We start from the raw sequence: 13023 nt of genomic DNA, 5'->3' as shown, positions 1-13023 counted from the left end.
GTTTCATTTGTTGGCGCGCCGTACATTGTTCAAATGCACGGCGTCGGTTGGGATCGTGGTGCTCAGCACAGCTGCGTTCCAACGGATGCGCGACTCCCGGCGTGTGCGCCCTCCGCTTCGTCGGCCGCATCCTGTCGTGCTTCCGGTGCCACCGGCGCGGGGAAATCGAGCGTCGTGTCGTGAAACGCCAGCAGTTCCTTGCGATGCGCGACGCTGACGACCGTGGCCTGAGGCAGACGCTCGATGAGCAAACCGTAAAGTTCCTTCTCGCTCTGGCTATCGAGTGCGGACGTGCATTCGTCGAGGAACACCGTGGAAGGTTTGGCGAGCAGCACGCGCGCAAATGCCACGCGCTGTTGCTCGCCGCCGGACAGCCGTATGCTCCAGCGGTCCTCGACATGGAGTTGGGATGCATAGGCCGACAATCCGCACGCGTGCAGCAGTGCCTCGCATTCGCTGTCCGAGTACGCCGAAGCGTCGCGCGGATAAGTCACGGCCGCCTTCAGCGAGCCCGGCGGGATATAGCTGCGTTGCGGCAAGAAGAACGTGCCGGCCGCCGGACGCACGATCGTGCCTTCGCCGTAGGGCCATAGGCCGGCCAGTGCACGCAGCAACGTGCTTTTCCCGCACCCCGAGCGACCGCGTACGAGGCAACGCTGGCCGGCTTCGAGCACGAAGTCGGGCACGCGCGACAGCGTGTCGCCGGACGCGTCGCGCAAGACGAGCCCGCTCGCGGCGACCGCTCCAGTGCGGCTTTCGTCCAGCGCGATTTCCTGCCGCGGCTCATGCTCGCTCACGTGCAGGCATTCGCGCAAACGGTTGGCCTCCGCACGCCACGACGTAAAACCCGGATAGGCTTGCCAAAAAAATGCCAGCGACCCCGTGACGGAATTAAATGCGCTGTTCGATTTCATCAGCCCGCCGAGCGTCAACCCGCCCGACATCAGCTGCGGCAGCATCAGCAAGGTCGGAATGATCGGAACGACCGAACTGAACTGACCGATGATATTGGTGAAGAACGAGAGGCGCGTCCTCACCCACAGCGTCGCGTAGAGATTCGATACCACGAAGCGAAACGATGCCTGCAGACGCCCATGCTCCGACGTTTGCCCTCGAAAAAACGCGATCTGTTCCGCGAATTCACGCACGCCCACCATGAGCACGCGAAAATCGCCCTCGAGACGATGCTGTTTCGCCGTCAGCGTGATGAGCCTGCGGCCCAGATAGTGCGTCGCCGCGAAAATAACGCTGGTGTAGGCAAATGCGGCGAACACCAGATAACCGTGCAATACGTACGACGATCCGCCGACATGCATCTGCAACGGGCCGCCCATGCGCCACAGCACGACGCTGAACGATACGACGCTGACCGGTACCGAAAGAAACCCCAGACTCAGCTGCAGCGTGTCGTTGACGAACAGCTTCACGTCCTCCGCGATACGCTGATCGACGTTCTCCAGTTCGCGGTCGCGTTCGATCCGGTAATAGTTGTTGCGCGCGAGCCATTTTTCGGCGAGCCACGTCGTGAGCCACCTGCGCCAGCGGATCTCCACGATTTCCTGCAACACCACCCCGGTAATATGCACGATCGCACCGGCCATCGCCACGAGCAGGAAACGCACGAGCAGCTCCGGCAACACCTTGAATCGGGAAGCGCCGATCGCATCGTAGAACGTGCCGGTCCAGTTGTTGTTCCACAGCATCACGTACGTCACGGCCCAGCTCGAACCGATCACGACAAGCAGCAACATCAGCGAGAAAACGCCTTCGCGCGTACGCCAGTAAGGCAGCAGCAGGCGCCACACCGACGGAAAACGGCGGCGCGCCTGCGCATCTTCCGCGCGGTCAACGGGGAAAGCGCCGTTCACCATCATTGGTGCGCCTCGGGCGGTTGCATCACGAAGTTGATCTTGTTGAGACCACCGCCCTGGAGCGCCGCGAGAATGGTCGCGACCTTGCCATACTCGACGTGCTGATCCGCGTTGATGTTGACCGCGGGCGGCTCGCCCTGCGCCGCGGCCTCGGCCACGCGCGCCTTCAACGCATCCGCGTCGACCGGCTGCTTGTTCCACAGCACCGTCTTGTCCGCCGTGATCGACAGATCGATGTCCTGCGTTCTCGAGACGGCCGGCTGCGCGGCAGCCTGCGGAAGATCGACCTTCACCGCCTTGTTGATGACGGGCAGCGTCACGATGAAGATGATCAGCAACACCAGCATGACGTCGATCAACGGCGTCATATTGATGTCGTTCATGACGCCTTCGTCGCCGCCGCCATCGGTAATCATTGACATGGCGGGCTCCTTCAGGCGGCCAGGTTGGGCGTCGCGCGCTTACTCGCGGCCGGTGCGCCGACCGGCCGGCTGGCGTCGGCACGGGCCTTCGCGCCGGTGACGAAATACACGTGCAGCTCGTGCGCGAAACGGTTCAGCCGATGGCTCACGCGCTTGTTGCCGCGGTTCACGTAGTTGAAGCCGAGCACCGCCGGAATCGCGACGAACAGCCCGATCGCCGTCATCACGAGCGACTCGCCCACCGGGCCGGCAACGTGATCGAGGCTGGCCTGCCCCGACATGCCGATCGCCATGAGTGCGTGATAGATGCCCCAGACGGTGCCGAACAGCCCCACGAACGGCGCGGTGCTGCCGATCGAGCCCAGCACGGCCAGGCCGTTCTGCAGGCGCGCGACTTCGTCGTCGAACGCATTGCGCAACCCGCGCGCCACCCATTCGCTCGCGCTCAGGCTGCCCTGCATCGACGGTTCGTTGCCCGCATGCTGTTCATTCGCTTCGCGCCCGGCAAGCACCAGCGCACGATAAGGATTGTCACCGCGCTCGCCCAGCGCCGCGATGCCGTCGCTGATCGACGCACTGGACCAGAAACCCGTTTGCGCGCGTTTGCCGAGCGATTCGAGACGCCGATTGGAAAATCCTTTCGTCAGTATCACGAACCAGGAGACGACGGACATGCCGATCAGGAAAACGAAGATGAAGCGGGTAACGAAGTCACCCTGTTGCCAGACGTTGGCGATGCCATACTGTTCCATGTGTTGCTCCGATTGGTGCGGGTTCAGTCGTTCAGGTTGAATGCGATGGGTTGGGAAGCTTCGACCGAGCGCGCGATGCCCGCGGTCTCGTACGGATGACAGCGGCCGGCACGGATCGCCGCGACGGCGGCCGCGTCGAGCAGCGGCGAACCGCTGCTCTGCGCCACGCGCGCGTACGTCACCGCGCCGTCGGTGCCGATGCTCAAATGCACGACCACCGTGCCTTCCTGCTGCAGCCGTCGCGCTTTCGCCGGGTAGTCGGGTCGCGGCATCTGGCATCCCAACTGCTTCAACTCACCCGCGCTGATTTGCTTCGGCGCGTCCAGCAGGTTCGGCCCCGGCGCGGGGGGCGCGACAGGTTGCGCCGGCGCCGCTTCGGGTGCGGGATGCGGCGTGGGCGACGGCGCGGCCGGCTGCGGCTGGGCGGGTTTCGGCGTCTCCTGGGGTGCCGCTTCCACCGTGCGCGGGCTCGGCGCGTGCGACGCCAGCACGTGCGCCTTTTCCGGCTTCGCCGGCGCCACCGGTTTCGGCGGCTCGGTGCGCGGCTTGGGCGGCGCAGGCGGTGTCGGCGCGGGCCGCGGCGCCGGCGCGGCGACCAGTTGCACCTGCACCGTGCCGCCCGCGGGACGTCCCGCCTCGAGCCTGAGCGTCACCGCGCTTTGGTGAACCGCGACGTACAGCCCCAGCGCATGCGCGAGAAGTACCCCTGCGGCACACGCGATGCGGCGTGTGCGCGCATGGAGTACCTGGGACGTGTTCTCGCGCGCGGCGACGTCGTCCCAGGGGCGGCCGGGCAAGGAATCAGAAGTCATAGGTTCCGGTCAGCATGACCGTCCGCTCCGGTCCCATCGGGATCATGCTGGACGTCGTGCTGCTGTAGTAGAGCTTGCGATTGAATACGTTCTTGATCGAAAGATTCAGGCCGTAGCCCTTCTTCCGATAGAACAGGCCGAGATCCGTCTCCACCTGGCTGGGGATGCGATACAGCCCGCCCGAGCCGATGTACTGTCCGCTTGCAAAAAATAGTCCGGCGCCGACCCCAAAACCCTGGAGCTTCTCAGAGCGAAAGTTATAGGTGGCCCACAGGCTCGCGCTGTTCTTGGGCAGGTTCACCGCCAGAGTGGTGGTCGAGGGCTGCACGAAGTCGTTGTAGGTGTAGCTGCCCACCACGTTGACGCCAGGCAGCGGCTGGCCGCTGATCTCCGCTTCGAATCCGCGGCTCACCGCGCCGCCGGCAGGAAGAGAGAAGCCGCGATGGGCCGGGTCGGCAACGTTGTAATTGCTGAACGAGGTGCGGTAAGCCGAGGTCGTGATGGCCAGCTTGTCGTCCAGCAGGTTGAACTTCATGCCCACTTCGACTTGCTGGCTGATTTGCGGTGGGAGCACACCGCCACCGAAACGAAGCGCCGTGCCCGGCTGGAAGCCACGGTTGTAGCTGGCGTAGACGGCAACCTCGGACGTCAGTTCGTAGAGCAGGCCGAGGCTCGGGCTATAGGCGTTCTGATGGCTTCCCGGTGGTGGGTTACCGGCGTAGGTCGCATGTGTCAGATAGGTATCCCGGCGCACGGACGCGAGCGCATGGAAATTCTTATAGGAAAACTGATCTTGTAGATATAAACCGGTTTGAGTGAAGTAGGTAGTGTTATTCGGCATCACGTTTCCGGTGTCGGGAGACGGAAGCGCAAATGAGCCGAAGACATTCGGAATGGAAATGAATTTCGATGTCGTGGTGTCAGACTGATGCTGGCTGTAGCGAAGAACGTCCCAGCCCGCAATCACCGTATTTTTCACAGCGCCGATATTGAACTTGGCTCGCAGGTAATTCTGGAAGCTCCAACTGTAGAAATCCGAGACCGAATCGAAGTTGTGGAACAACATGCCGTTGGTCGCCGAGAGCGGCGTCGCCGTTGTCCAGGCTTGCTGCGTTTGTTGGGTCCGCGTATAGGAACCCTTGCTCACGAAGGTCAGCGCCGTGCCGAGCTTTTGTTCGAGGTGAACGAAAATATTGTCCGTTTGCGCGCCGAAATGGTCGGACGGCGTGCCAAGCGGCCTGTCGATATAGTTTCGATAGATGTCGCCCTTGGCATAGCCGACGGTGAATGGCGGAACCGGCTCGCGATTGACCGTGCGCTCATATCCGACCGTCACATCCGTGGTCGAGTCCTTCCATTGCAGGGTCGGTGCGAAGTAGAAATTTCTTTCGCCGTCATATCCCATCGAATTCTGGCCGACCCGTTCACCCGAGATGATGAAGCGATACCGGAGCTTCTTGTCGGCGGTGATGGCGCCCGTGCTGTCCAGTGCGATCTGCTCGCTGCCGTAGGAGCCGTAGCCCACCTGGATTTCGTGAAACGGATCAGCCTGAGGCGTCTTCTTGACGATATTGATGACGCCCCCCGGCGGGCTGTTGCCGTTCACGATCGCCGACGGGCCCTTGACCACTTCAACGCTCGAGATGGCGATCGTCGGCGTGACGTTGGGCGCCGAGCCCACCGTCGCGAGCCCGTCCGAGGTCAGGTTCTGCGCCGTGAACCCGCGAATCGTGTAACTCGGCACGCCCAGCGGCCCCGGCCGCGTCACAACACCGGAAGCATTCCTCAGCACATCGGAGAGCGACTGAGCGGCCTGGCTCTGGATCACCGCCGCATTGATGACGCTGACCGATTTCGGCGTCTCGCTCAGCGGCACGTCCGAGCGCGCATAGGTGGACGACGATTCCGCGACGAAGCCGGTACCGCCGGAGTCCCGGCTGGCCGCCACGCTGATGAGCGGAAGCGTGGTATCGACAGGCCCCACGGAGGCCGCTGCCGCCGACGCCGCAGCGGGCGCCGCCGCGGCAGGCTTCGCAACCGCCTTCTGAATGGTCAGACCACCGCTGCCCGTCGCGACGAGTTCGAGGCCGGTGCCTCGGAGCGCTTGTCGAATCGCGGCCTCGGCGGTGTAGCTACCCTCGACGGGCGATGACTTCAACGATTGCACGAGGCCCGCGTCGTAGCTCAACCTCACGTTGGCCTTCTGCGCGATTTCGACCAGCGTACGGTCCAGCGGACCGCTCGCGAGATGCCACGACTGCTGGGCCGCCTGTTGTGCATGCGCCGACGCCGCGATGAAAACCTGTGCGACGGCGACCGCGATGGCAACCCCTGATGCCTGGCTCGAGATAACCCGGCGTGTTCTGATGTTGAGCTTCACGTTTGAACCGCTCCCTTGTCGAATGTATTGGCTCTTCGTCCGTTCTATCAGTATTCCTACGCGTAACCGCGTCATCGTCGTGTCGCAAAGTATCTTCATACTTCAATTCGGGCCTGGGTCAGCCTCTTGCCCGAACGCGTCATCGATGAAACAAGTCTATCGTCCGGGTCTGGAATGTTTTTTTGAAACAATTCCCTTGCGCTGCCCGTTTTGGAATTCCATTCCGCGGTTTCCGCCGCGCCGGTGAAATTCCGTCCTTCTCCGCCGCCGCCGACAAATTGCCCGGCCCGTGCGGTCACAGCATGTAATCGAGCGGTAATACGGTGGTCTGCTTAATGGTCTCCATCGAGAAGCTGGAACTGACGTCGAAGATGTCGACCGCGCCGATCAGACGCCTGTATACGCTGTCGTACGCGTCGATATGCGGCACCACCACCTTGAGCATGTAATCGATGTGCCCGCTCATGCGATGAACTTCCACCACCTCGGGAATCGTCGCCACGACGTCACAGAAGCGCCGCAACCACGCGGCGGTATGTTCCGCGGTCTTGATTTCCACCAGAACGGTCACGCCCACGTTGAGCTTCTTCGCATCCAAAAGCGCCACGCGACGCGCGATCACGCCGTCCTGCTCGAGCTTCTGAATGCGTCGCCAGCATGGCGTCGTCGAAAGGTTCACGCGGTCGGCGATCTCGGCCACCGAGAGCGTGCTGTCCTGCTGCAGCACGGACAATATGGACTTGTCGATAGCGTCGAACACACTTCCTCCACTCGAGTGCACGGGTTGATGTCGAGCGATTCGATGCGCTCTTATTTACCTTGTGCAACGAGCGGCGAAAAGTGACACCGCAAATCGAAAAAAAATTCGGAGGGGGCCGCCGCCGCAGCCTGCGGTTTCAGGCAGGAGTGGCGACGGCGAGCATCTTGCCGTACAGATTCAGGGAAAACCCGAGGCTTTCGGCCAGTTGCCGGAGGGCGGCCGGCGCGTCGTCGAGCGGAAAGACACCGCTCACCCGGCGCGACAGCGCGGCCTCCGGAAAACGGATATAGCCGCCGAAGTAACGGCCCAGCGTTTCGATCACGTCCGGCACCGCGCGATCGAGCACGACCAGCGTGCCGCGCGTCCACGAGAAGATGTCGGCCGACGTTTCGGGCATGCGCGCGATCTGACCGCCCGACAAGGACCACGCCGATCCATCGGGTACCCGCAAGCGGCGCCCGCGAGGCACGGCGAGGACCGCGTCGCCGCCTTGCACGGCCACGACGGTATGCAGGCGCAGAACGTCCACGCTCACGCGCGCCCGCTCGGTGCGAACCATGCCGTCGCGGGTGGTCACGACGACAGGCTGATAGCCGGCGCGATTCGGATCGGTTGCAACCTGACCGGCAGCCAGATAAAGGTCGGCTTGCTCACGTGCATGGGTATACACCCGCGTGGCCGCGCCGGCCGTGACCGAAACATCGCCGTCGAACTGGACTCTTTGCGGGACCACATCGCCATTGTGGTAGTCCGCGTCGAGCGAAAACGTCGAAATGAGCTGGCGCGTACCGATCCCGGCGAGCACGATGCCTCCCAGGCCCGCGCCGGCTTTCAGCCATCGTCTGCGGTGATGCGACGGCTCATCGAGCGCCCGCCGCACCGCCGTACTCGACGTGCCCTGCAACGGCCCCAGCCTGCCGAGCCGCTGCTGCAGCCGCGCCCACGCTTCTTCGTGGGCCGGATCCGCGCGCCGCCATGCCAGGAATGCGTCGCGCTCGTCCTGCGAAATCTCGCCGGAGCGCAGCCTCACTTCCCAGTCAATCGCCTCTTGCGCCACTGGATCGAGCGTGGAGTTACCGTTCATGAGCGTCAATCAATCGAGGGCGAACGGCCGTGCCGCAAACGCGGCCCGTTGCCGAGCCGCGAATTTCGGAACACGGGTTTCGCGCGGAGCATAACACGCCGTATCGACGCCGGCCGGCCGCCGGGCGTCATCGGCCGGGATAGCGACGATCGTCGCATTTCTCGCGTCGGACGATGCCCGCTATGTGTCGGGGCACGCGCTCGTGGCCGACGGCGGCTATTCGGTCGCGTGATCCACCGGACGCGCGCCGCGCGGCGGCTTCAATGCGCAGCGGCCTCGACCGCCGCTTCGCGTTTCGCGTGCAGCCACAACGCGGCCCACGCGACACCGGCCGCGAGGATCGCGACCACGCCGCCGAACGTGCCGATCCACGGCAGCCCGAAGTCGCCCGCGATATGGTTGCCGAGCAGCGCACCGGCGCCGATACCCACGTTGTACAGCCCGGAGTAGATCGACACGGCGAGATCGGTCGCCTCCGGCGCCAGCTTCAGCACCCACGCCTGCATCGCCAGCCCGAAGCAGACGATCGCGCCGCCCCACACCAGCGTGTGCACGGACAGCGTGACGATGTTCAGCGCGCACGGGAACAGGATCAGCAGGCAGCCCGACAGCGCGACGATCGACGCGAGCAGGAAATCGTCGGGCCGGTGCGGATAGATGCGATTGAAGCAGACCGCGGCCGGCAGGCCGGCGACGCCGAACAGGATCAGCACGTACGTGATCCGGCTGCTGCTCGCATGGTTGATGCTCTGCACGAATGGTTCGATATACGTGTACGACGTGAAGTGCGCGGACACGACGAGCACGGTGATCGCGTACAGCGCGACCAGCGCCGGCTTGCGCAGGAACACGCCGATGCTGTTCAGCGACCCGGCGCCCTGGCTCGGCAGCACCGGCAACGTGGCGCGCAGCAACAGCAGCGTGGCGCCCGCCGCGCCGGCGATGATCAGGAACGTGACGCGCCAGCCGAACGCCTCGCCGATCAAGCGGCCGAGCGGAATCCCGGCCACCATCGCGATCGCCGAGCCCATCGCGATCAGGCTGAGCGCACGGCTCTTGCGGTCGCTCGGCGCGAGCCGCACCGCGAGCGGGATCGAAATCGACCAGAACACCGCATGCGCGCATGCGATGCCGAGCCGGCCGATCATCAGCACCGCGAAATTCCACGCGAAACCGGTCACGACATGGCTGCCGATGAACACCAGCAGCGCCACGCTCAATAGCTTGCGGCGTTCGACGTGCCGCGTGACGAAGGTCAGCGGCAGCGATACGACCGCGACGGCCCACGCGTAGATCGTCAGCATCAGGCCGACGGCGGTCGGCTGCATCTGCAGGCTGTCGCCGATCGCGCTCAGCAGCGCGACGGGCACGAATTCGGTGGTGTTGAAGATGAAGGCGGAGAGCGCCAGGGCCAGAACGCCCCACCAGGATTGTTCGGAACTCACGGCGTCGGGGGTTGCCATACGGGGATTCGACGAAGGTTGGGCGCGCGCGGGCGGCCCGCCCGGCGCATCGGCGCGATTGTACCAGCGCCATTCGACACGCCGCCGCGAGGCGCGGCGCGGGCGGCGCGGGACATGGCGGTGACACGGCCGCGCGCCGATAATGTGACGAATTGGGTTTGCCGACGATTTGCCCGAATGCCATCGGGCCAGGAGATTCGCATGCGCATTGAAACGTCATTTCTGTTCGATCTCGACGGCACGCTCGTCGACAGCGTCTATCAGCACGTACTCGCGTGGAAGGAAGCGCTCGATGCCGAAGGCATCGAACTGTCGGTGTGGCGCATCCATCGCAAGATCGGGATGAGCGGCGGCCTGTTCCTGAATCAGTTGCTGCGCGAGACGGACGGCGACATCGACGCCGACCGTGTCGAACGGCTCGCGCGGCTGCACGCGGCCGCGTACCAGCGGCTGCGCGCGCAGGTCCGGCCGCTGCCCGGCGCGCGCGAGTTGCTGGCCGCGCTGTCGAGCGCCGGCATTCGCTGGGCGATCGCGACCAGCGGGCGGATGGAAACCGCGGCGATCAATCTGGAGGCGCTCGGCGTCGATCCGGCGAAGAACGTCGTCGTCACGCGCGACCAGGTGAAGTATGCGAAGCCGGACCCCGACCTGTTCCTGACCGCCGCCGCGAAACTGAACGTGCCGATCGAGCATACGGTGGTGGTCGGCGACAGTATCTGGGACATGCTCGCCGCGAGCCGCTGCCGCGCGCTGGGCGTCGGGCTGCTGGCGGGCGGGTACGGCAGCGACGAGCTGGAACGGGCGGGCGCGCTGCGTGTGTACGACGATCCGGCGGATCTGCTGCGGCATCTCGACGAGATTGCCGCGCGGCCGTAGGCGCCGGCGGGTCACGCCCGCCTCGTCCGACCGGGCAGCCGGGCGCGATCCTTCTCGGCGCGGCTGCCCTGTTTCGATTCATCGAATCGAAACAATCCGGATTGCCATTGACGATCGCGATTTAATTATTTTACCGATGCTTGTTTTCCCGTGTTTTTAAAACGGACGGGAAGATTCTTGAAAAAACGAATCACCTCTCATATAACGAATACACCTCGCGTCCGGTTCACGATCTTGGTATCCGGATCACGAAAATGCGAGCATCATACGGAGCCGAACCGCCCAGCCGGCGCAACCCCACGTCGCCAGAAGGCCTGTGCATGATATGGGGTCTGCATCGCGATACTGCGTTACGGCGCCATTTCCGCCATTTATTCGGGGCTCTATAAATGCGCACGGATATTTCCCCTTCATAACGCTTCGACAGAAGCATGACATCGATTTATTCGATCGCACGATCGCACGTATCGGCGGGCATCGTTGTGTCCGGCTTGACGGAAATGGACGACGCGAGGGTTTCGATGAATCAGATCAGCGAACAGGCAATCGCCGACATGCGCGCGCCGCACCGGGCGCCCGCGCTGCCTATCCGGGTGCTGCATGGCGAGACGGTGAGCGACTACGAGCAGAAAGTGCAGGCGACCTACGCCGGCAGTCCGGACGACTGGCGCAAGGCGATCGGCGAATACCTGTTGTTCCAGTTCGGCGTCTACGACGATCCGCGCTCCACGCCGCCGATCTCGCTCGATGAATCGGGCATTCGCTACTTCGAACGCCAGCTTCGCCTCGCCGGCTTCGACGACCCCGTGCCCGCGTGCGTCGAGCGCATTCTCGACATCGGCTGCGGCTGGGGCTACATCCTCAAGTATCTGGCGGGCCGCTTCCCCGGCTGCATGCGCCTCGACGGCATCAACGTCAGTCGCGAACAGCTCGACTACTGCGCCCGCTTTCATGCGCAGCACGGGCTCGCTCGACGCATCAACCTATACCAGTGCAACGCGCAGGACGTCGACCGACTGCCCGATCCCGCGACACCGTACGATCTCGTGATCATTCGCGGCGTGATCTCGCATTTCCCGAACGCGCTGTACGAAAAGGCGATGCGCGCGCTGCATGCGCGGGTGCGCGGCGGCGGGTCGGTGATCATCTCCGATAATCTGTACAACGTCGAACTGAGCGAATACCAGTCCGACACGCCGGACGAGATCGACCGGATCGCGTGCAAGCACCGGAAGACGCCGGACTATTTCAGGCAGGTGCTGATCGACGCCGGATTCGCGATCCGCGACATGCGCGTGCTGCCGTCGAACATCGACGTGGCACGCTGGCTGATGGATGCCAAGGCCAACATCGACCGCCATTTTCCGCATCGCGCGCCGGACACGCTGGAGGAATTGCGCGTGCTCGCCGAAAACTGGTCCGTCGCGCTGATCAAGAACAAGGTGTCGACCTACAGCATCGTCGCGGTCAAACCGGACGCGTAACCCGGAGATTCCCATGCAAGCATCCGGAACGCCGCGCGTCGAGAACGTCGTGCCGAGCGCGACGCACACGCTGGTGCTGCCGCTGCCGCGGCTCTTGCTGCCCGTTGCACGGCACCCGCAGCACGAAGCCATCGAGCGGCAACTCGCGATCGACGACTATCCGACCATCCTGCGGCACTATCGCAGCGACGCGGCGGCACGCCGCTTTCTCGCGCAGCGCATTCCCGCGTATGGCAGCCTGTGCTATCCGAATGCGCGGCCCGATCGCGCGTACACGATCCATCGGATGATGAACGTCACGACGCTGATGGACGACGCCTTCACGCATCTGGCGCGCACCGGCGACCAGGCGGGGCTCGACACGTTGCGCGATCATTGCCTCGCGGCCGTCGACGGCATGCCGCCGCCGGCCGATGTGCCCGCCGCGCGACTGCTGCACGACACGCTGTGCTTGATGCGCACCCGGTGCGACGCGCGCCCGGCCTTCTGGCAGCGGTTCGTCGAATGCGTCCGCGCGCAGATCCGTACGCAGGCCGATCCGACGGCGACCGACGCATCGCGCCTGTCGCTCGCCGACTATCTGGCGTTTCGCCGGGTCGAGGGTTTCGGCCACTGGATCACGCTGCTCACCGAATACGCGCTCGACATCGACATGGAGCAGCGCCTCGCGCAACACGCGGCCCTGGCCGACGCGCGGGACAGGACGATCGATTCGGTGATCCTCGTCAACGACCTGTTTTCGTTTCGCAAGGAACGCTCCGCGCACGAGCGATTCAATGCCGTCTGGATCCTGATGCGTGTCGAGCAGTTGAACGTCCAGGCGGCGCTCGACCGGCTCGCGGCGCTCTGCACGTCGAACGAGCGCCGCCTGATCGACGCGCGCGAAGCGGTCGCGACAGGCGTGCTGGCGGACGACGCCGACGCGCAGGCCTACGTGACGGAGCTGGGCTACATGAGTGCGGGCAACGCGGAATTTCACGCGTTCAGCACCCGCTACCACGGCGACGATCTCGGCGGCGGCCGCTTCGCCGGCGGTGAAGTCGCGATGACGGCGCTGCCGACGCTCGAGGAAATCGCGGCGGCGGACCGGCATGCTTCGCACCGGTGACTGGAGACGCG

13 protein-coding genes are annotated in these 13023 nt (G+C 64.3%); 4 read left to right on the top strand and 9 right to left on the bottom strand.

Features of this window, described 5'->3' with window-relative positions:
* Window positions 1–62 precede the first annotated feature (62 nt).
* From CFB89_RS30770 to CFB89_RS30740, 8 genes are all read right to left on the bottom strand, one after another.
* Entirely contained in the window at window positions 63–1871 is a 1809-nt protein-coding gene (locus tag CFB89_RS30770; RefSeq protein WP_256979837.1) for an ABC transporter ATP-binding protein/permease, read from the bottom strand.
* Window positions 1871–2293 (bottom strand): biopolymer transporter ExbD, encoded by a 423-nt coding sequence (locus tag CFB89_RS30765; protein WP_089471247.1) that lies wholly within the window; start codon window positions 2291–2293, stop codon window positions 1871–1873. The genes CFB89_RS30770 and CFB89_RS30765 overlap by 1 nt, the downstream gene beginning before the upstream one ends.
* 11 nt (window positions 2294–2304) lie before the next feature.
* A complete protein-coding gene (locus CFB89_RS30760) occupies window positions 2305–3045 on the bottom strand; it encodes a MotA/TolQ/ExbB proton channel family protein (RefSeq protein ID WP_089471246.1) in 741 nt (246 codons plus the stop codon).
* Between the two features lie 23 nt (window positions 3046–3068).
* On the bottom strand, window positions 3069–3857 hold the full coding sequence (locus tag CFB89_RS30755; protein WP_089471245.1) for an energy transducer TonB: 789 nt from the start codon (window positions 3855–3857) through the stop codon (window positions 3069–3071).
* On the bottom strand, window positions 3847–6237 hold the full coding sequence (locus CFB89_RS30750) for a TonB-dependent receptor (RefSeq protein WP_089471244.1): 2391 nt from the start codon (window positions 6235–6237) through the stop codon (window positions 3847–3849). Before CFB89_RS30750 ends, CFB89_RS30755 begins: the two co-directional genes overlap by 11 nt.
* A gap of 95 nt (window positions 6238–6332) precedes the next feature.
* The gene (locus CFB89_RS34615; RefSeq protein ID WP_144030182.1) at window positions 6333–6536 is read right to left on the bottom strand and encodes a hypothetical protein; all 204 of its coding nucleotides are present in this window, start codon (window positions 6534–6536) and stop codon (window positions 6333–6335) included.
* Complete coding sequence (locus CFB89_RS30745; protein WP_089471243.1) at window positions 6533–6997, bottom strand: Lrp/AsnC family transcriptional regulator; 465 nt, start codon at window positions 6995–6997, stop codon at window positions 6533–6535. Before CFB89_RS30745 ends, CFB89_RS34615 begins: the two co-directional genes overlap by 4 nt.
* A gap of 136 nt (window positions 6998–7133) precedes the next feature.
* Window positions 7134–8081: a DUF4880 domain-containing protein gene (locus tag CFB89_RS30740; RefSeq protein ID WP_089471242.1), complete on the bottom strand. Its 948-nt coding sequence runs from the start codon at window positions 8079–8081 to the stop codon at window positions 7134–7136.
* A 139-nt stretch (window positions 8082–8220) separates the two neighbouring features.
* Here CFB89_RS30740 and CFB89_RS30735 point away from each other — a divergent pair, with 139 nt between their 5' ends.
* Window positions 8221–8313: an SDR family oxidoreductase gene (locus CFB89_RS30735; protein WP_089471698.1), complete on the top strand. Its 93-nt coding sequence runs from the start codon at window positions 8221–8223 to the stop codon at window positions 8311–8313.
* 28 nt (window positions 8314–8341) lie between these two features.
* On the opposite strand, the gene CFB89_RS30730 is transcribed toward CFB89_RS30735, so the two are convergent.
* Window positions 8342–9544: a sugar transporter gene (locus tag CFB89_RS30730; RefSeq protein WP_089471241.1), complete on the bottom strand. Its 1203-nt coding sequence runs from the start codon at window positions 9542–9544 to the stop codon at window positions 8342–8344.
* A 201-nt stretch (window positions 9545–9745) separates the two neighbouring features.
* On the opposite strand from CFB89_RS30730, the gene CFB89_RS30725 reads away from it, so the two are divergent.
* The 3 genes from CFB89_RS30725 (at window position 9746) to CFB89_RS30715 (ending at window position 13012) form a co-directional block, all read left to right on the top strand.
* Entirely contained in the window at window positions 9746–10420 is a 675-nt protein-coding gene (locus tag CFB89_RS30725) for an HAD family hydrolase (RefSeq protein ID WP_089471240.1), read from the top strand.
* A 521-nt stretch (window positions 10421–10941) separates the two neighbouring features.
* On the top strand, window positions 10942–11904 hold the full coding sequence (locus CFB89_RS30720) for a cyclopropane-fatty-acyl-phospholipid synthase family protein (protein WP_089471697.1): 963 nt from the start codon (window positions 10942–10944) through the stop codon (window positions 11902–11904).
* 13 nt (window positions 11905–11917) lie between these two features.
* Window positions 11918–13012: a methyltransferase type 12 gene (locus tag CFB89_RS30715; RefSeq protein WP_089471239.1), complete on the top strand. Its 1095-nt coding sequence runs from the start codon at window positions 11918–11920 to the stop codon at window positions 13010–13012.
* Window positions 13013–13023: the final 11 nt, after the last annotated feature.

Source organism: Burkholderia sp. AU16741, from assembly GCF_002223345.1.
GTDB classification, from domain to species: domain Bacteria; phylum Pseudomonadota; class Gammaproteobacteria; order Burkholderiales; family Burkholderiaceae; genus Burkholderia; species Burkholderia sola.
The sequence above is the reverse complement of the archived record's forward strand: the minus strand, read 5'-3'. Positions and strand labels throughout refer to the sequence as shown.

Coding starts and splice junctions, on each gene's coding strand:
- CFB89_RS30770 (WP_256979837.1), bottom strand. CDS start 1,871: ATGGTGAACGGCGCTTTCCCCGTTGACCGCGCGGAAGATGCGCAGGCG.
- CFB89_RS30765 (WP_089471247.1), bottom strand. CDS start 2,293: ATGTCAATGATTACCGATGGCGGCGGCGACGAAGGCGTCATGAACGAC.
- CFB89_RS30760 (WP_089471246.1), bottom strand. CDS start 3,045: ATGGAACAGTATGGCATCGCCAACGTCTGGCAACAGGGTGACTTCGTT.
- CFB89_RS30755 (WP_089471245.1), bottom strand. CDS start 3,857: ATGACTTCTGATTCCTTGCCCGGCCGCCCCTGGGACGACGTCGCCGCG.
- CFB89_RS30740 (WP_089471242.1), bottom strand. CDS start 8,081: ATGAACGGTAACTCCACGCTCGATCCAGTGGCGCAAGAGGCGATTGAC.
- CFB89_RS30730 (WP_089471241.1), bottom strand. CDS start 9,544: ATGGCAACCCCCGACGCCGTGAGTTCCGAACAATCCTGGTGGGGCGTT.
- CFB89_RS30725 (WP_089471240.1), top strand. CDS start 9,746: ATGCGCATTGAAACGTCATTTCTGTTCGATCTCGACGGCACGCTCGTC.
- CFB89_RS30720 (WP_089471697.1), top strand. CDS start 10,942: ATGAATCAGATCAGCGAACAGGCAATCGCCGACATGCGCGCGCCGCAC.
- CFB89_RS30715 (WP_089471239.1), top strand. CDS start 11,918: ATGCAAGCATCCGGAACGCCGCGCGTCGAGAACGTCGTGCCGAGCGCG.